The sequence below is a fragment of the Mesorhizobium sp. M0678 genome, assembly GCF_040320505.1.
Taxonomy (GTDB): domain Bacteria; phylum Pseudomonadota; class Alphaproteobacteria; order Rhizobiales; family Rhizobiaceae; genus Mesorhizobium.
Genome location: NZ_JAMYPT010000034.1, coordinates 18,633 through 35,980, shown reverse-complemented (window position 1 = coordinate 35,980; position 17,348 = coordinate 18,633). Strand labels below are relative to the sequence as shown.

At 61.8% G+C, this 17,348-nt stretch carries 18 protein-coding genes and 1 pseudogene; 9 read left to right on the top strand and 10 right to left on the bottom strand.

The window, feature by feature from the left end; translation table 11 throughout:
• Positions 1-121 precede the first annotated feature (121 nt).
• Complete coding sequence (locus NKI29_RS30865; protein ID WP_352786686.1) at positions 122-1,120, bottom strand: ABC transporter permease; 999 nt, start codon at positions 1,118-1,120, stop codon at positions 122-124.
• Between the two features lie 34 nt (positions 1,121-1,154).
• Positions 1,155-1,895, bottom strand: coding sequence for an ATP-binding cassette domain-containing protein (locus NKI29_RS30860; RefSeq protein WP_023675804.1), 741 nt, complete (start codon positions 1,893-1,895; stop codon positions 1,155-1,157).
• A 426-nt stretch (positions 1,896-2,321) separates the two neighbouring features.
• Between NKI29_RS30860 and NKI29_RS30855 the strand changes: the two genes are divergently transcribed.
• Together NKI29_RS30855 and NKI29_RS30850 are read left to right on the top strand one after the other, a co-directional pair.
• Positions 2,322-3,311, top strand: coding sequence for a sugar-binding protein (locus tag NKI29_RS30855; protein ID WP_023675805.1), 990 nt, complete (start codon positions 2,322-2,324; stop codon positions 3,309-3,311).
• A gap of 144 nt (positions 3,312-3,455) precedes the next feature.
• Positions 3,456-4,235 carry a FadR/GntR family transcriptional regulator gene (locus tag NKI29_RS30850; protein ID WP_352531788.1) on the top strand — a complete coding sequence of 260 codons (780 nt, stop codon included), beginning with the start codon at positions 3,456-3,458 and terminating at the stop codon, positions 4,233-4,235.
• Between the two features lie 747 nt (positions 4,236-4,982).
• On the opposite strand, the gene NKI29_RS30845 is transcribed toward NKI29_RS30850, so the two are convergent.
• Complete coding sequence (locus tag NKI29_RS30845) at positions 4,983-5,921, bottom strand: NAD(P)-dependent oxidoreductase (protein WP_352798377.1); 939 nt, start codon at positions 5,919-5,921, stop codon at positions 4,983-4,985.
• Positions 5,922-6,066: 145 nt separating this feature from the next.
• Here NKI29_RS30845 and NKI29_RS30840 point away from each other — a divergent pair, with 145 nt between their 5' ends.
• The 5 genes from NKI29_RS30840 (at position 6,067) to NKI29_RS30820 (ending at position 8,937) form a co-directional block, all read left to right on the top strand.
• On the top strand, positions 6,067-6,963 hold the full coding sequence (locus NKI29_RS30840; protein WP_352757266.1) for an NAD-dependent epimerase/dehydratase family protein: 897 nt from the start codon (positions 6,067-6,069) through the stop codon (positions 6,961-6,963).
• A gap of 206 nt (positions 6,964-7,169) precedes the next feature.
• Positions 7,170-7,298, top strand: coding sequence for a hypothetical protein (locus NKI29_RS30835; RefSeq protein ID WP_352757265.1), 129 nt, complete (start codon positions 7,170-7,172; stop codon positions 7,296-7,298).
• A 211-nt stretch (positions 7,299-7,509) separates the two neighbouring features.
• Positions 7,510-8,052, top strand: coding sequence for a hypothetical protein (locus NKI29_RS30830; RefSeq protein WP_352757264.1), 543 nt, complete (start codon positions 7,510-7,512; stop codon positions 8,050-8,052).
• A complete protein-coding gene (locus tag NKI29_RS30825) occupies positions 8,039-8,458 on the top strand; it encodes a helix-turn-helix domain-containing protein (protein ID WP_352595398.1) in 420 nt (139 codons plus the stop codon). The genes NKI29_RS30830 and NKI29_RS30825 overlap by 14 nt, the downstream gene beginning before the upstream one ends.
• Complete coding sequence (locus NKI29_RS30820) at positions 8,455-8,937, top strand: hypothetical protein (RefSeq protein WP_352798375.1); 483 nt, start codon at positions 8,455-8,457, stop codon at positions 8,935-8,937. Before NKI29_RS30825 ends, NKI29_RS30820 begins: the two co-directional genes overlap by 4 nt.
• 119 nt (positions 8,938-9,056) lie before the next feature.
• Here the strand turns inward: NKI29_RS30820 and NKI29_RS30815 are convergent.
• From NKI29_RS30815 to NKI29_RS30805, 3 genes and pseudogenes are all read right to left on the bottom strand, one after another.
• A pseudogene (locus NKI29_RS30815) lies at positions 9,057-9,544 on the bottom strand (nucleoside deaminase).
• A gap of 169 nt (positions 9,545-9,713) precedes the next feature.
• Complete coding sequence (locus NKI29_RS30810) at positions 9,714-10,571, bottom strand: EamA family transporter (RefSeq protein WP_352757258.1); 858 nt, start codon at positions 10,569-10,571, stop codon at positions 9,714-9,716.
• Entirely contained in the window at positions 10,568-11,185 is a 618-nt protein-coding gene (locus tag NKI29_RS30805; protein WP_352798374.1) for a nitroreductase family protein, read from the bottom strand. Before NKI29_RS30805 ends, NKI29_RS30810 begins: the two co-directional genes overlap by 4 nt.
• A 107-nt stretch (positions 11,186-11,292) precedes the next feature.
• Between NKI29_RS30805 and NKI29_RS30800 the strand changes: the two genes are divergently transcribed.
• Positions 11,293-12,294: a LysR family transcriptional regulator gene (locus NKI29_RS30800; RefSeq protein WP_023675813.1), complete on the top strand. Its 1,002-nt coding sequence runs from the start codon at positions 11,293-11,295 to the stop codon at positions 12,292-12,294.
• Between the two features lie 30 nt (positions 12,295-12,324).
• Positions 12,325-13,098 carry a FadR/GntR family transcriptional regulator gene (locus NKI29_RS30795; RefSeq protein WP_352453268.1) on the top strand — a complete coding sequence of 258 codons (774 nt, stop codon included), beginning with the start codon at positions 12,325-12,327 and terminating at the stop codon, positions 13,096-13,098.
• A gap of 25 nt (positions 13,099-13,123) precedes the next feature.
• Here the strand turns inward: NKI29_RS30795 and NKI29_RS30790 are convergent, their stop codons facing one another.
• The 4 genes from NKI29_RS30790 to NKI29_RS30775 form a co-directional block, all read right to left on the bottom strand.
• Entirely contained in the window at positions 13,124-14,230 is a 1,107-nt protein-coding gene (locus NKI29_RS30790) for a Gfo/Idh/MocA family protein (RefSeq protein ID WP_352798373.1), read from the bottom strand.
• 32 nt (positions 14,231-14,262) lie between these two features.
• The gene (locus tag NKI29_RS30785) at positions 14,263-15,075 is read right to left on the bottom strand and encodes an ATP-binding cassette domain-containing protein (protein ID WP_023675815.1); all 813 of its coding nucleotides are present in this window, start codon (positions 15,073-15,075) and stop codon (positions 14,263-14,265) included.
• A gap of 14 nt (positions 15,076-15,089) precedes the next feature.
• Entirely contained in the window at positions 15,090-16,205 is a 1,116-nt protein-coding gene (locus tag NKI29_RS30780; RefSeq protein WP_023675816.1) for an ABC transporter permease, read from the bottom strand.
• A gap of 148 nt (positions 16,206-16,353) precedes the next feature.
• On the bottom strand, positions 16,354-17,322 hold the full coding sequence (locus tag NKI29_RS30775; RefSeq protein ID WP_352571758.1) for a rhizopine catabolism ABC transporter substrate-binding protein: 969 nt from the start codon (positions 17,320-17,322) through the stop codon (positions 16,354-16,356).
• Between the last annotated feature and the right edge of the window lie 26 nt (positions 17,323-17,348).

The window sequence follows — 17,348 nt, the reverse complement described above, 5'->3', positions numbered from 1 at the left end:
ACTGACCCAGAACACGATCCGCCATCCCGAATCTCCCTGCTTCGACCATCATCACAGAATCACCGATCGGCTTCTGTGCAAAGGTCTCACAAGGGGAGAAGGGGGAGGCTGCGCTTGAACGTTAGTCGTTGCGCCTGAAATTGCGGATGCGGTCGAACAGGACCGCCAGTAGGATGGCGCCGCCGATGAACACGCCTTGCCAGAAGGCATTGATGCCGAGCAGGCCGAGGCTGTTGCGGATGACTTCGATCAGCGCCGCGCCAACGACCGCACCGAAAGCCGTGCCCATGCCGCCGGCCAGGTTGGCGCCACCGATGACGGTGGCGGCGATCACCTGAAGCTCCATGCCGTTGCCGAGATTGGTGGTGACCGCGCCCAGCCAGCCGGTCTGGATGATGCCGGCAAGGCCAGCCGCCAATGCCGAGATCATGTAGACGACGACCTTGATCTGGCGCACCGGAACGCCGGTCAGCGTTGCCGCATGCTCGTTGCCGCCGATGGCGAAGATGTGCCGGCCGAATTTGGTCCAGCGCAGCACAAAGCCGGTGATCAACGCCAGCACGATCATGTAGAGCACCGGATTGGCGATGCCGAACACCCAGGCGCCGCCGCCCAGCGCCAGCAGCTTGTCGTGGTCCGGCCCGAACTGGAAGACGACGGTGTTGTTGGAGGCGACCATGGCTAGGCTGCGCGCAATCGACAGCATGCCGAGCGTCACCACGAAAGGCGGAAAGCCGAGATAGGCGATCAGAACCCCGTTGAAGGCGCCGATGATCAGCGCTGTGGCGATCGCAGCGCCAATGCCGATCTCGATGCCGTGGCCGGCATGCATGGTCACGGCCAGCACCATCGAGCACAGGCAAAGCACCGAGCCGACCGACAGGTCGATACCGCCGGTGATGATGACGAAGGTCATGCCGAGCGCGACGATGGCGACGAAGGTGACGTTGCGGGTGATGTTGTAGAGGTTCTTGGTCGTGGCGAAGGAATCCGTGGCCACCGACAGGAACAGGCAGGCGAGGATGACCGCGATCACCACCCAGAAGGTCTGGCTGGCAAACACCTTGCTCAGCAAGGTGTGCTGCTTGTGCGCGATCGTCTGATCAAGGGTGACTGCCATTATCGACCTTTTTTACTCATGGTTGAGGCGTCAATCATACCTGTTCGATGGCGCCGGTGATGAGCCCGGTGACTTCTTCCGGCGAACTCGATGCGATCGTCTTGTCGGCGACCTTGCGGCCGCGCCGCATGACGATGACGCGGTCGGCGACGTCAAAGACGTCGGGCATGCGGTGGCTGATCAGCACGACGGCGATGCCCTGGTCGCGCAAATGGCGGATCAGGTTCAGCACCTCGGCGACCTGGCGCACCGAGATCGCCGCCGTCGGCTCGTCCATCAGCACGATCTTGGCCTGCGAAAGCATGGTGCGGGCGATCGCCACCGCCTGCCGCTGGCCGCCCGACATTTGCTTGACCAGGTCGCGCGGGCGGGTTTCGGATTTCAGCTCGGCGAAGATCTGGCCGGCACGCTTGTACATCGCGGCATAGTCGAGGATGCGAAGCGGCCCGAGGCCGCGGCGCAATTCACGGCCGAGATAGACGTTGGCGGCGGCCGTCAGATTGTTGCACAGTGCCAGGTCCTGATGGACGATTTCGATGCCGTGCTGGCGCGCCTCGACCGGCTTGTGCAGGATCAGCTCCTTGCCGTCCATCTGCATCGTGCCATGGCTCGGCGGGAAATTGCCGGCGATCATCTTGACCAGCGTCGACTTGCCGGCGCCGTTGTCGCCCATCAGGCCGACAACCTGTCCGGCCTCGATCGACAACGAAACGTCGTTGACCGCCTGGATGGCGCCAAAATGCTTCGAGATGTTGGTGAGTTCGAGAACCGCCACCAGCCTTCTTGCCTCCCCGTGCTTTGCGGCCTGCGGTTCTGCCGCGGCCATTCGCTCTCCCCAGTTCCTCCCGGAAGCAGCGATTTTGCCCATTTACGCATAAGCCTCCTTGGCGTCAACCACGGCTTCTTTCGAAAAATCAGTTTTGTAGGACAAATAGCATTGACGTCGGTGACAAGGCGATATTAGCTAAGTGTCGGAGGAGCTTGCGCCGAGCCACCGGGTTGCCGGAAGGAATCGGTGAGGGTTTGTCGGTCAGGGATTTGGCAACCGGCGATATCTGTCGGTGCCGGTCTGAGACTGAATATGAAAATGCTTATCGACCTGGCTTGGCGACACGAGTGCGACGTCCTCTGTCATCTTGCTCCGGGTCGGTCTGTGTGTGGCGGGCACGCCGTGTCCGTTTGTTTCAAAGGGAGGACTGACATGAGGAAATCACTATTGCTCGCTGCCGCCGCCGTCATGGCGCTGGGTGCCGGGCCGGCTATGGCCAAGAAACAGCTCGTCATCGTGGTGAAGGGTCTGGACAATCCATTCTTCGAGGCCATCCACCAGGGTTGCGAGAAGTGGAACAAGGAAAACGCCAGCTCGGAATATGAGTGCTTCTACACCGGACCGGCATCGACCTCGGATGAGGCCGGTGAAGCCCAGATCGTCCAGGACATGCTGAGCAAGCCCGATACGGTGGCAATGGCGATTTCGCCATCGAACGCGCCGCTGATCGCGCAGACGATCAAAAGCGCCAATCCGTCGATCCCGATCATGACCCTCGACGCCGACCTCAGCAAGGAAGATGCGGCGCTGCGCAAGACCTATCTCGGCACCGACAATTACCTGATGGGTCACAAGATCGGCGAATACATCAAGAAGGCCAAGCCGAATGGCGGCAAGATCTGCACCATCGAAGGCAATCCGGCCGCCGACAACATCCTGCGCCGCGCGCAGGGCATGCGTGACGCGCTGTCGGGCAAGGACGGCCTCGCGGCGCTGGCGGGCGAAGGCGGCTGGACGGAAGTTGCCGGCTGCCCGGTGTTCACCAATGACGACGGCGCCAAGGGCGTGCAGGCGATGACCGACATCCTCGCCGCCAATCCCGATCTCGACGCCTTCGGCATCATGGGCGGCTGGCCGCTGTTCGGCGCTCCGCAGCCCTACCGCGACCTGTTCAAGCCGATGGCCGACAAGATCGCCAGCAACGCCTTCGTCATCGGCGCCGCCGACACGATCGGCGACGAGGTGGCGATTGCCCGTGACGGGCTGGTGACTGCGCTGGTTGGCCAGCGGCCGTTCGAGATGGGCTACAAGGCACCCTCGGTGATGATCGACCTGGTCGACGGCAAGCCGGTCGCCGATCCGGTGTTCACCGGCCTCGACGAATGCACCAAGGACACCGTCGACACCTGCATCCAGAAGTAGGTTCGCAGTTTCGGGGCGCCCGTCGGGCGCCCCGTTACGCATCGTCCATACAAACGCACGAGGCGACGCTGCTTTGGAGCGTAGGCCGCTGCTTTGCCGTGCCCTGAGTTCAGGCTTTCGACAAGCAGTTGCCGGGGAATACCAATGCCGGACGCGACATCAAAAAAGCGACCCGCCAAGTTGAAGGCAGAGGCTGAGCGGCCGGCGGGCGTTCGACGTGCCGACGCCGCACACTTTCCCGGCTCGAGCGTGCATGCGTCGCTCGCCAACGAGATCGGGCTGAGGATCGTGCGCGGCGACTATCCGCCGGGAACCATCCTGCCCAACGAAGCCAAATGGTCCGAGACCTTCGACGTCAGCCGCTCGGCGGTGCGCGAGGCGATCAAGATGCTGATGGCGAAGAGCCTTTTGGCGTCACGCCCGAAGATCGGCAGCTGGGTCGAGCCGAAGGAACGCTGGAACCTGCTCGATCGCGACGTGCTGGCCTGGTATGCGACCTCGCCGGACCGTGAGGTGTTCCTCAGAACCGTGCAGGAGTTCCGCCACATCATCGAGCCGGAGGCCAGCGCTTTTGCCGCCATGCGGCGCACCGACGAGCAGATGGCCGAGATCAGCCAGGCCTGCCGCGAGATGGGCGAGGCGACCAACCTGCAGGAGCGCACCCGCGCCGACACGCGGTTTCACCTCGCCATCCTGCGCGCCTCGGGCAACGATCTGCTGGTGCCGCTCGGCGTGCTGATCGAATCGGCGCTCGACCATTTGTTCCAGTTCGTCACCCGCGAGACCAGCGATCAGCGGCGGGCGCAGGCACTGCACGAGGCGATCGAGAAGAACATCCGCCTGCAGCGGCCCGCCGCAGCCCGCGCCGCGGTGCACAGGCTTCTTGCCAACACCGACGATGTCATCGGCCGGTCGCGCCGGTGATTTATACCGCAAAGTCCGGCGCCGCCCCTCATCCGGCTGCCGCCACCTTCTCCCCGTATAGTGACGGGGAGAAGGGGCTGGCCGCGATCTTGGCACACTCTTTTGCAATGGAAATAGTTGGCGAAATCATCAGCGAAAGCGTCCTTCTCCCCGTCACTATATGGGGAGAAGTGCCCGGCAGGGCGATGAGGGGCGGCGCTGGCGTTGATTGAAAAATAGCGCGCCGTGCGCATTGCCCATGCGCTTAGATCGTCTGCATTTTTCGCATCCTTGGCCGGCATGACGTCGACACCGTTGAGCTTTGTGCGACCGGGGGGCATATTTTGTTCTTGCTTTGTGCCGGCAGCTATGCTACTAATTTCGGTATGGTGCTAATTGGCTCCAACGACCCGCCCACCGAGGCGGGTTTTTTGTTTCTGGCTTTCTCTTCGATCGGACGTTGCGTGTTGCAATGCACCGACTTTTCGACAACACCGACGACGTCATCTGCCCGGTTGCGCTATTGATTTGTCATATAGGTTGGTGCTGCCCCTCATCCGGCTGCCGCCACCTTCTCCCCGTATAGTGACGGGGAGAAGGGGCTGTTCTTGCAACGCAGGCAGTTGGCTTGCAACGCAGGCAGTTGGCGAAATCATTGGCGAAGGCGTCCTTCTCCCCGTCACTATACGGGGAGAAGTACCCGGCAGGGTGATGAGGGGCAGCGCCGGCCTCGATTGAAGGCAGTGTACCGGGCGTATCGCACAAGCCTCAGATCGTCTGCTTCTTGCCATCCCTGGTCGGCATCAGGTCGACGCCGTTGACCTTGCCGATATGCGTGGCCAGCATCGGCACGTACTGATCGGCGGGGCCGGTGGCAAAGGCGCCGGCGAAGGCGTTCTTGGTGGCGTTGCCGAGCGGGTTGGCGATGCCGGCAGCACCCGCCATCGATTCGAGATAGGTGAGGTCCTTGAAGGCATTGGCGATGGTGAATTTGTGCGCGTCGCGGTCGCCTTCCAGCGTCCAGCGCATGAAGGTCTGGTAGAAGCCGCAATCCATGCGGCCGTTGCGGATGACGCTGTCGAAGCGCGGCGGCGAGATGCCGACCTTCTGCGCCAGCGCCAGCGCCTCGGAATAGATCGCGGCGTAGCCGAGCGAGATGAAATTGTTGAGCAGCTTCATGCGATGGCCGTCGCCGGTATCGCCGATATGGACGATGCGCCCGGCCCAGGTTTCGAGCACCGGCTTCAGCCGGGCAAAGACCGCGTCGGGCGCGCCGACCATGGCGTCGAGCGTGCCTTCCCAAGCCTCCTTCGGGGTGCGGCTGAGCGGGGCATCGACATAGTCGACGCCGAGCGCCTTGAGTTCGGCGGCCAGCGCCACCGTCGAGACAGGATCCGAGGTCGAGCAGTCGACGACGACCGATCCCGGCTTCAGGCCTTCCTTGAGGCCGCCTGGGCCGCGGATGATGGCTTCGACCTCGCGCGAGCCGGTGACGCAGATGAAGACAACCGTCGATCCCGCCGCGACATCGCTCGAGGTTGCCGCTTCCCTGGCGCCGCGGCCGAGAAGGTCTTCCGCCGGCGTGCGGTTCTTGCGGCCGAGAAACGTCAGCGGATAGCCCTTGTCGACGATGTTCTTCGCTATCCCGTGCCCCATCAGGCCAAGCCCGATGAAGCCGATCTTTTCGCTCGCGGCGGTCGTGTTCATGTCGTTTCGTCCTATTTGCAGTGATGGATGACGGCGCTGCACATTGCCGGCGAATTGTTGAAGCGGGTTTTTGCCGCATGCCATGGCAGGCGATTGCAGAGTTCGGTATTGTCTGACAATACACATGAATCTTAGGGAGAGCAAAATGACGAAGCGGATCATGTTCACCGGCGGCAGCGGCAAGGCCGGGCGCCACGTCGTGCAGTATCTGGTCGAGCAGGGCTGCCAGGTGCTCAACATCGACACCAAGCCGCTCGACAATCCCAAGGTGCGCACGCTGATCACCGACATCACCGACAGCGGGCAGGTGTTCAATGCGCTGTCGAGCTATATCGGCCTGCATGAATTCGACCCTTCGCTGCGTACGCAGCCGGTCGATGCCGTGGTGCATTTCGCGGCGATCCCGCGCATCATGATCACGCCCGACAATGAGGTGTTCCGCATCAACGCGCTCGGCACCTACAACGTCATCGAGGCCGCGGTGAAGCTCGGCATCCGCAAGGTGGTGATCGCCTCCAGCGAAACGACCTACGGGCTGGTCTTCGCCAACGAGCCGCGCAACCCGACGCATTTTCCGCTCGACGAGGAGTACGACGTCGACCCGATGGACAGCTACGCGCTGTCCAAGGTCGTCAACGAGAAGACGGCGCGCGCCTTTGCCCTGCGCAGCGGCTTCGACATTTATGCCTTGCGCATCGGCAACGTCATCGAGCCGCACGAATATTCGCTGTTTCCGAAATGGTTCGCCGATCCAGGTTTCCGCAAGCGCATCGCCTGGAGCTATATCGACGCGCGCGATCTCGGCCAGATCACGCTGCGCGCCATCGAAAAGGACGGGCTCGGCTATCAGGTGTTCAACGCGGCCAACGACGACACCTCGTCCGATCTGCCGACAGCCGAACTCCTGAAGCGGTTTTATCCCGATGTGCCGGTCAAGGGGGAACTTGGCGAATACGAGACGCTGCTCTCCAACCGCAAGGCACGGGATATGCTCGGCTTTCGGCCGGAGCACAGCTGGCGAAAATATGTCAAGACGAGCTGACGGGCGCAGCTGACGCGATGGCGGCACTGGGCCAGCCCCGACGCGAGTTGAGAAGGGCTCTGTCGTCTCGACCGACGAACTCATGTCCTATGGGTTATAGAGGGTGACGGGTACAAGCTCGGCACCGTGAGGCACTGCAAAAACATTTGGTCGACGTTCTACAACGCCACCGGCGAATTCCTTTCGACCAATTATGTTGAGATTTTTTGGAGCCTGTTCAAGAACTCGGTTCGCTCGACCACATTCACGCGCCGGCCAAATACATGGATCGCTACCTTGCCGAATTCACTTTCCGGTCGAACTATCGCCTGATGCAGAACGCGATGTTGATCTGATCCTGTCTTGTGTTTGATGACTTGGGGGGCGTGAATAAGAACGGCTTTATCCACAGGGCCAACGCCTTTGGCTTCCGTTGCTTGATGAAATCTTCCAATCGATTTGCTCGCAGGGCCTGACTCAAGCTCGAATCTGACATAGGCTATCTCCTGGCTGGTAATAACACATTTCCCCATTCGAGAGGAACGGTGCGGCCAGCGGGGGAAATTGTTGACTTTAAACGCAACTAACTCTATTTTGTATCGGGCGGTCGAAACCGGTCGGCTCGTCGCGCGGCCTGCGCTTAACCAGAAGGTGGAGGCCAAGCGGTTTCTGTATGTGACGCCAAATGTTTATAGAGGATTAGCTGGGAAGGATCCCGACTTAAGCCATTTGCCGATGGCGAAAATGGAAGAACTGATCGCGATTTTTTGTTTCGGTTGGTTCGTGACGGCAAGCCTCAAAGGAGACCCAGACGAGCGGGGGCCAGACATCGAACGGCTGCATTCTGTTGACGAGGTCTGGGTAATTTGTGCGCGAAAGCCCAGGCATGTCCAAGTGCGTCTATTCGGTAGGTTCCTCGACGCCGGTGTATTCATAGGTTTAGGACTGCATTGCCGACACTGGCTAGGAATCAAAAAGAACTATAGCGAAACCGCCGCTGGAATCCCCGATCTTTGGGGCAACACCATGGGTAATGCGCAACCTTTTCGTGCAGCAACAGCGTTAGAGTACGTGAAGGGAATGTGTCGAGATGTGGATGAAAAAATCTAATAAGGTTTCCGACCAAGCGTTCGTTCAAGAGTTCGAACGTGGGATGCTTCGTTCGGCTTTTGTGAGTGCCTTTTGGGCGGTCATCCAAGCCAGGAAAGCGGAAACGGGGCTCACCCTCAGTCAGCTTGCTGATCGCCTCGGAATTAACAAGTCTGCGGTCTCTCGCTGGTTTTCAGGAACAAAGCCGAACTGGGAAATAGACACTATCTCGGACCTCGCGATTGCCCTTGAGGTAGACGTAGAGGTTGTGGTCGTAGACAGAAAAATGAACCGTCGGTTTGGGCCCGCGGGCGAGATACAGCCGCTCACGCTCGGAGCGGGGACCACACCAAGTTCCGGGCAGCATCCCATCCTGCCGGGAACCGATACCGTCAGTGCGGTCTCAATACGCCTTGAGGCAGCATGATTTTGAACCCCCATGCTAGCGTCGTGTTTTGCGATGACCTTCGACAGGAGGCCAACGGGAAGCAACTGCACATAGGGGTCTATAATGATGTCGTTTTATTCGACGGACCTTTGCCGTGGGCGTTGCCCACTGGGCTATGGTGTCTGATTAAATACCTTGAGCCGTATCCAGAAACTTTGCCTACCCTCGCGATAAAAGTTCGTCTTGAATCCAAGGCCGGTGGGGTAGTTGATTTGATAGAAGCTCCAGTGCCGAAGACCGACATCATCCCCCAGAGAGGACCCCTCGAATTTGAGAAGGATGCAGTCAAATTATTGGCTCTTAGGATGAACATTCAACTGTCAACCTTGGTCTTCCAGGAGCCTGCAAAACTCGTGGTCGTAGTCGTTCGCGACGGGGAGGAAATCTCAGCTGGCCGATTGCGCATCTCGCAGTTGAGCAGGGATGGAACCGGCAACCCCATCCCCGCTGCTCTTTAGGCCCAAAGGGGTTAAGGCTCCCCGATGATCCCCGCTTCACTTGTTTGAAGGGGACAATACTTTTAATCAATAAGTCCTGAGCCTAGCACTCACTCGTTTCCCGCCGCGCGGCAATTGAGCTACTTGTCGTTCCAGAATTCGGCCTGGAGTTGTGCCGCTTCATCGGCAAGCAGCGGGCCGACGACTTCAGTCGGACGCTGCCCAGCTTCGAAGACGATCCTGCAGGGCAGGTCGAGTGTGGGGTTCTCGACATGTGCGCCCGTCAACCCCTTGAGGTCATGTTCGCTCTGCCCAAAGACGACCCGTCCGATGCCCGCCCAATAGATTGTCCCGGAGCACATCGCGCAAGGTTCGGCCGAAGTGTAGAGGGTGCAGGAAGCCAGCTTTTCGAGACTGACATTCATCCCCGCCCACGACGCCAGCAGCCTTTCGGCATGAGCGGTGCGGTCGCCCCCGCCGGCTTTGTAAGCGTTGGGCTGCTCGCGCAACACATTGCCGTCCTTGCGGCGAGAAGCGAACCAAAGGGATGTTCGCCGGCATCGCGGGCCCTGCGCGCGACTTCGAACGCCTGACGGAGCAGCCGCTCATCATAGGGGCGTTGTGGCATCGGCAGATCCTCCGGCTATGCCGCTTGACCATAGTGCCGGACAATCCGCCGACACAAGTCGGCGGCCTAAAACGCGCGCGTTCGACCGGCCTCATGCGACGCGCTTTCGGTTCTTGTTTTGATGCATGTCGTTATCGCAAAACCGCTGCACACTTGTGCGCGACATGCATTAGGACTCCTTGCCATTGGGCCGTTGAGCCAGCCAGATGCTGCCGATGACGAAAACGACGCCGGCGATTTGAGGCAAGGTCAGTGTCTGATCCAGGAATACCCATCCAAGCAGCACGGCGGTCACCGGGCTGAGGAAAAGCAGCGATGACACCACTGCGGATTCGAGTCGCGCAATGCCCCGGAACCAGAGGACATAAGTCAGCGCCGCACCGATCAGGCCGAGCCACACCAGTCCAAGCAGATTGGCCGCGGTCGGGAGCGGGATGGGTGGTTCGAAAAGCAGGACCACCGGAACGAGAAGGAGACCACCGGCAGTCAGTTGCCATGCCGTAAAGGCGAGCAGCGATGCTGGCGGCTGCCACTTGCGGCTCAACACGCTTCCGAAGGCCATTGAGGCCGCCCCGGCGAGGCCGGCGGCAACGCCGGGCGCATCGAGCGTCGCGTTCGGGGTCAGCACCAGCAACGCGACACCGGCGATCCCGACAAGGGCGGCGACGATCGCCAACCGGCGGACAGGGCTGGCAAGCAGGGCAGCAGCGAGGAAAATCACAATCAACGGCTGGACCGACAGCACGGTCGCCGCGACCCCGCCCGGAAGCCGGTAGGCGGCGACAAACAACATGCTCAGGAAGATCGAGATGTTGAGGGCTCCGAGGATGAAACTGCGCAGCCACCATATGCCCGTTGGCAGTTGCCGAACGATCGCCAGCAGCAGCAATCCGGCGGGCAGGGCTCGCAGCATTGCTACCGTCATCGGCGAGAAGTTCGGCAGGAACTGCGTGGTGACGATATAGGTGCTGCCCCATATCGCGGGTGCGATGGCTGTAAGCAGCAGATCGGAACGGTGCGTTTTCATAAGATTTCCAGAACTTCGGCAAGAGGGCGGCGCGGCTTTTGCGGCCAGTTTCCGGGCGCGGCGCGGCCGACCGCGATGAGCATCACCGGCACTTCATTGCGCCCAAGGCCAAACTCGCGGGCCACGCCTTCGGCGTCGAAGCCGGCCATCGGACCGGAGCCGAGGCCCAGCGCTTCGGCCGCGAAAATCAGCGTTGCGGCGCCAAGCGTTGCCGAGCGCACCGCTTCGTCGCGGGCCGCTAGAGGATCGGCATATTGTGCGCGGGCGCCTTCCTGCCAGCCCGAAGCCATATCCACCGGCATGAAGCCGGCTTCCACGAAAGGACGCAGCCTTGCATTGAGGGCAGCGTGGTCGGGGAGTACGCCGCAGATGATGAAGGTGACCGCTGCTTCCTGCACCTTGACCTGGCCGTGGGCCAGGCTGCGCAACCGCGCCTTTGCTTCCGGCGTCCGCACGGCGATGAAACGCCAATTCTGAAGGTTGTAGGCGCTTGGCGCGCGCGTTGCGAGGCGTGCCAGTTCCTCGACCTCGGCATCCGTCAATGCATGCGAGGCATCGAACCGATTGGCCGACATGCGTCGCTCGATAAGGGAGATTGCGGGGTTGGTCATCATGTCATTCCGAAATTGAGCAAGCCGTTCGGATAGCAGATAGAGAATTTACCAATGAGCGATAATATGCGATAATTGAAAGACATTATTTACTAGAAGAGAATGGTGAGATGGATCGCCTGACTGCGCTGCAGGTTTTCCGCCAGGTGGCGGAACTGAACAGTTTTGCCGAAGCCGGACGGCGGCTCGGTCTCTCGCCTCCCGCGATCAGCAAGAATATCGCCGAGCTGGAGGCGGATCTGGGGGTGCGGCTCATCAACCGGACAACGCGGCGCATGGCGCTGACTGAAGAGGGCAGGATCTACCTGGAGCATGTCACGCAGGGGCTCGATGCGCTGGCCAGGGCCGACCAGGTGCTCGGCCCGATCAAGACGGCGCCGAGCGGCACGTTGCGGGTCAGCGCGCCGATGACTGTCACGTTGACGCGGCTTTCGGCTGCCATGCCCGCGTTTCTATCGCGCTATCCCGATTTGAAGCTCGATCTGCACCTTGACGACAGGCGCGTCGATATCGTGCGGGAGGGATTTGACCTTGCCATTCGCGGCAGCGACAATCTCGAGGATTCCAGCCTGGTCGCCCGAAAGCTTGCGATCATGCCGCATGTGATTTGCGCAGCTCCGTCCTATTTCGAGAAGCATGGCCGGCCCAAAACGCCCGCCGATTTGAAGGCGGCCAATTGCATCCGGTTCAGCCTCTCGGGGCATGCGGACATATGGGAGTTCCGCAAGGACGGCCGAGCCGAGCGGATCGCCATCGACGGACGATATTCGGTCTCGTCAAGCCTTGCCGTGCGCGATGCGCTGCGCGCCGGCTTCGGCGTCAGCCTGATCCCTTATCTCTATGTCGAAAGCGACCTGAAAGCAGGCCGGCTGCAATCGGCTCTGGATGACTGGGACAAGGTCGAAACCACGCTCTACGCGGTCTATCCGGCACGCCAGCATCTCGCCCCGAAAATCCGCGTCTTCCTTGATTTCCTGATCGAGGAATTCAGTCGGGACAAGGAGAAGCCGTTCGTGCCTCCCCGGCGTGAAGGCTCGGCAAAGCGCGGTGTCGGCGAGGCGACGGATGCGGAAAATCAAGCTGAGATATTGCCGGCGATTTCATCTCCTTGACACGCCTCCAAATCCGGACTTTGTGGAGCCATGCAGGACGCGAAGCCGAATAAGGGAAAGACAGCGGCCGAGGCGTTCGCCGAACGCACGAGCGGTATCCGCCGGGCCGATGCGGCGCGCATGCCGGGCTCGAGCGTGCATGCGTCGCTCGCCAACGAAATCGGGCTGAGGATCGTGCGCGGCGATTATCCGCCGGGAACCATCCTGCCCAACGAAGCCAAATGGTCCGAGACCTTCGACGTCAGCCGCTCGGCGGTGCGCGAAGCCATAAAAATGCTGATGGCGAAGAGCTTGCTGTCGTCACGTCCCAAAATCGGCAGCTGGGTCGAGCCGAAGGAACGCTGGAACCTGCTCGATCGCGACGTGCTGGCCTGGTATGCGACCTCGCCGGACCGCGAGGTGTTCCTCCGGACGGTGCAGGAGTTCCGCCACATCATCGAGCCGGAGGCCAGCGCTTTTGCCGCCATGCGGCGCACCGACGAGCAGATGGCCGAGATCAGCCAGGCCTGCCGCGAGATGGGCGAGGCGACCAACCTGCAGGAGCGCACGCGCGCCGACACGCGTTTTCATCTCGCCATCCTGCGGGCCTCGGGCAACGACCTGCTGGTGCCGCTCGGCGTGCTGATCGAATCAGCATTCGATCATCTATTTGCTTATACCACGCGGGAACTCGACGATTTGCAGCATGCGCAGAGGCTGCATGAGGCAATCGAGAAGAGCATCCGTCTGCAGCGGCCGGACGCGGCGCGCAATGCGGTGCGCAAGCTGCTGGCCAATACCGACAGCGTCATCAAGTCCAGATAGCGCCGTTCGGCTACAGGTGGAGTGCTCAGTCGAAGGGTGCGGTCGCGAGATGCCGCCGGGTCAGCCCGATCAGCAGCGCCTGGTCGCGGGCGGCGTGTTCGGCTGGGTTGACGACCGCATCGCCATTGACGATCGCTGCCCAGAAGCCACGCATCTCTTCGACGAAGGCTTCGGCGTAACCGGCACGCAAATCTTTCTTCGACAGCGTGTGACCGTCCGAGGTCGTCACCGTCAGCCGGGTCGGATGATGGTTGAGCCAGGGCGAGGGGAATTCGAGCTCGAGGCTGGCATCGTCGAAGAACAGCGTGATCCGCTCCTTGTAGTCGGCGAGCTTGGGCACGGTGAGGTGGGTCATGGTCCACAGCGCCTGCCCATCCAGCAGCTTGACGGCGCCCTGGCCGCCGTCGCCATTGGCAAAGATCTGCGCGCCGACGACCTCGCCGTCCGGCACGCCGAGCGCGTCGAGCAGGCCGTGGACGGCATTGACGTCGTGAATCAAGGCCGAGCTGTAAGCACCGGTAAATCCACGGAAAGCGAGGTCGGTCCCGGGAACACCGATGGCGTCTTCGACCTGGCGCTTCTGCTTGGCCGCGACAGCGGCGATCATGTCTTTTGGGATATCGGTACCGCGCCTGTAGGGCTGATGGGCGATGTACGGCCAGGCGTCGGGATCCTTCACTTCCACCGAGACCGCGCGCAGCGTGCTTGATGTTCCAGGCAGCGAAGCGAGCGCCAGCCGGTAGCTCGGATCGAAGCGCTTCATATAGCCGACTTGCATGATTTTCCTGGCGGCATCGCGCGCGGCGACGATCTCGGCGATTTCCGCCAGCGAATAGCAGAGCGGCTTTTCGCAAAAGACATGCAGGCCCCGCGCCAGCGTCGCCAGCACCTGTTCGTGATGTAGCGGGTCCGGCGAGCCGATCACCACCGCGTCGAGGCGTTGGTCGAAGAGCTGGTCGATCGTTTCGAAATTGGCAATGCCATGGGTGTCGGTGACGAACTGCCGCGAAATCCTGGAGGGATCGGCGACGCCGACCAGCTCGAACAATTCACCGAGGCGCAGCAGATTGGGGATATGCTCGACCTGCGAGATCATGCCGGCGCCGACGACCCCGACGCGTATCCTGCTCATTGGATCATTCCCCGCAATGTCCGATTGTCAGCTCAAGGCGCCGCAGGCGGCCGGTTGCCGATCTGGGCGAGCAGGCCGGCAATCTCCGCCTCGACCGCCTTCAGATCCTCGCCGCCCGACATGATCGAGATGACCTCGTCGCGTGAGATCTCGGACTTGGCGTAGGTGCCGCGATTGCGGCCGCGGTTGAGCAGCGTGAAGGTGTCGCCGACCGGATAGGCATGGTGGATGTTGTGGCTGATGAAGATGACGGCCAGGCCCCGCATGCGCGCTTCGATGATGAATTTCAGCACCATCGCCGCCTGGTGGACGCCGAGTGCCGAGGTCGGCTCGTCGAGGATCAGCACGCGCGCGCCAAAATGCACGGCGCGGGCGATCGCCACCGACTGGCGCTCGCCGCCCGACAGCGTGCCGACGGCCTGCGTCGGATCGCGCACGTCGATGCCGATATCGGCCATCGCCTGCCTGGCGATGGTGTTGGCGCGCTCTTTGTCGATGCGCGAGAAGGGCAGGCTGCTTTTGGTCGGCTCGCGGCCGAGGAAGAAGTTACGGGTGATCGACATCAGCGAGATCATGCCGAGGTCCTGGAACACCGTTGCCACGCCGAGCTCCTGCGCGTCGCGCGGGCTGCGGAAGGTGACCGGCTTGCCGTCGACCAGGATTTCGCCCTTGCTCGGCCGATAGACGCCGGACAAAACCTTGATCAGCGTCGACTTGCCGGCGCCGTTATCGCCGAGCAGGCAGTGGACCTCGCCCGGATAGACCTTGATGTCGATGTCCTGGAGGGCGCGCACCGAGCCGAAATTGACGCTGACGCCGCGCAGTTCCATTGCCGGTTCGGTCATTTGGGCCGGTTCGGTCATTTGCCACCTCCGCGGCCGAGCGCCTTCAGCCTGATGTAGTTGTTGACCAGCACGGCCATCAGGATGACGATGCCGAGGAAGACCTTGAACCAGTCGGTGTCGATGCCGGTGTAGAAGATACCCATCTGCACCAGCCCGAAGATCAGCGCGCCGAACAGCACGCCATAGACGGTGCCGTAACCGCCTGTGAGCAGCACGCCGCCGATGACGGCGGCGATGATCGCCTCGAATTCCTTGAGCAGGCCGCGCGTGGTGTCGGCGGAGCCCGCCTCCATCACCTGGATGGTGGCAAGCAGTGTCGCCGCGCAAGCGGTGTAGACGAACAGGCTGATCTTTACGCGATCGACCGGCACGCCGACGTTGCGGGCTGCGATCAGGTCGCCGCCGGTGGCGAAGATCCAGTTGCCGTATTTCGTCTGGGTGAGCACGTAGCCGGCCAGCGCCGTCAGGCCGAGCCACCAGACGATCGACATCGGAATGCCGGCGACGAAGGGAATGCCGTCGCTGCGGGTGGCGATCCAGCCTTGCGCGCCCATCCAGCGGAACAGGCTGGTGAGCAGATGGCCGTTGAAAATGCCGGCCGTCGCCGGGTCCGGTGCGCCTTCGAGTATGTAGGGGATCTGGGTGCGGCCGGTGACGGCGCGGGTGATGCCGATCGACAGTCCGCGCAGGATATAGAGCGTGGCGAGCGTGACGATGAAGGAGGGCAGGCGCGTCTTCACCACGATCAGGCCGTTGAGATAGCCGGTGAGGATGGCAACGGCGAAGGCACAGGCGATGCCACCCCATAGCGGCAGGCCCCAGTACTTCACCGTCAGCCCGATGACGACACCGGCAAAGCCGACCATGGAGCCGACCGAAAGATCGAACTCGCCGGCGATGATGAGGAGTGCTGCCGCGGTGGCGACGATGCCGAGCTCCGCCGACAGCGTCAGGAATGTCATCGATCCCTGCAGCGAATAGAGGTTTGCCGCGCCCGGCAGCAGCGCAAAGATGATGATCGTCGCAAGCAGCCCACCGGCGGCACCGGCTTCCGGCCGGCGCAGCCACTGGGTCAGCTTGCCGGTGCTGGCCAGCCGCTCGTCGGCGCCGGCGGCCCGCTTCGACGTCATGCCGAAGCGGTCGGTCGCCTTCAGTTCGCCCGGAGGTATCGCCTTGTCTTCCACGACCGCCATTAGGCTCTCCAATCGCTCAATTCGCAATCTTCGAACGGATCGGGAGAGCGCTTGGCGCATTCTCCCGTTCCGTCGGAGCGCTTGCCTAGCGGATGCCCTCTTTGGCGAGCGCCAGGATCGCCTTGGCTTTTTCCGGTGAGTCTATGAACAGCGGTCCGGTATAGGCGTTGTTCTGCGGCCAGAAGCCGTGCGTTGCCTGCTCGACCAGATAGATCACCGGCAGATAGCCCATCAGATATTGCTGGGCGTCCATGCCGAAGCCCATTTCGCCGGCGACGACAGAGTCGAGAACCTCCGGGCTGATGTCGAATGTGTAGAGCTTGAGCTTGCCGAACAGTTCCTTGTCGCGGAACATCGGGATCAGCGGGTTGGCGGCGGTGGCGCCGAGCGCAAAGACGGCCTGCGTGTCGGGATGCGCCGACAGATAGGCTTCCGTGCGGCGCTGGATGTCTGCGGGATCGGGCGCCACGGCCAGAACCTCGGTGCCGCCGCCGGAGGGCTTCAGCCCGTCATTGAGGCCCTGGCAGCGCTGGTCGAGGCTGACATTGCCGACCTCGTGGTTGATGCAGACGACCTTGAGCGTGCCTTCCTTGGCCAGCCGCTCGCCGGCCTTCTTGCCGGAATCATATTCGGAAACGGTGCCGACATAGAGCGTAGTGCCGAGCTCGGCGCCTTCCTTTTCGCCGGAATCCAGAACCACCATGGGAATATTGGCGGCAAGCCCGGATTTGACCGATTTGCCGAGCGCATTGGCGTCGGCGATGGAGACGGCGATACCGTCCGGCTTGGTGGCGATGGCGGCGTCGAGAAGCCGGGCCTGCTCGACCACGTCGAAGACCTGCGGCGCGTAATATTCGACCTTGGCGCCGGTAAGGGCGGCCGCGTCGTCGACGCCGCGCTTGACCACCGACCAATAGGGATCGGACGCCGACCCATGCACCACGAAGGTGATGCGCACGTCCTTCGGATCCTTGAGCCCCGCAGCATACGCAATGCCTGTCATCAGGCCCGCCGAAACGAAGGCGCCCAATGCCACTTTCAGAAGAGTTTTCATCTTATTCTCCCATTTGTCGTTGCAGT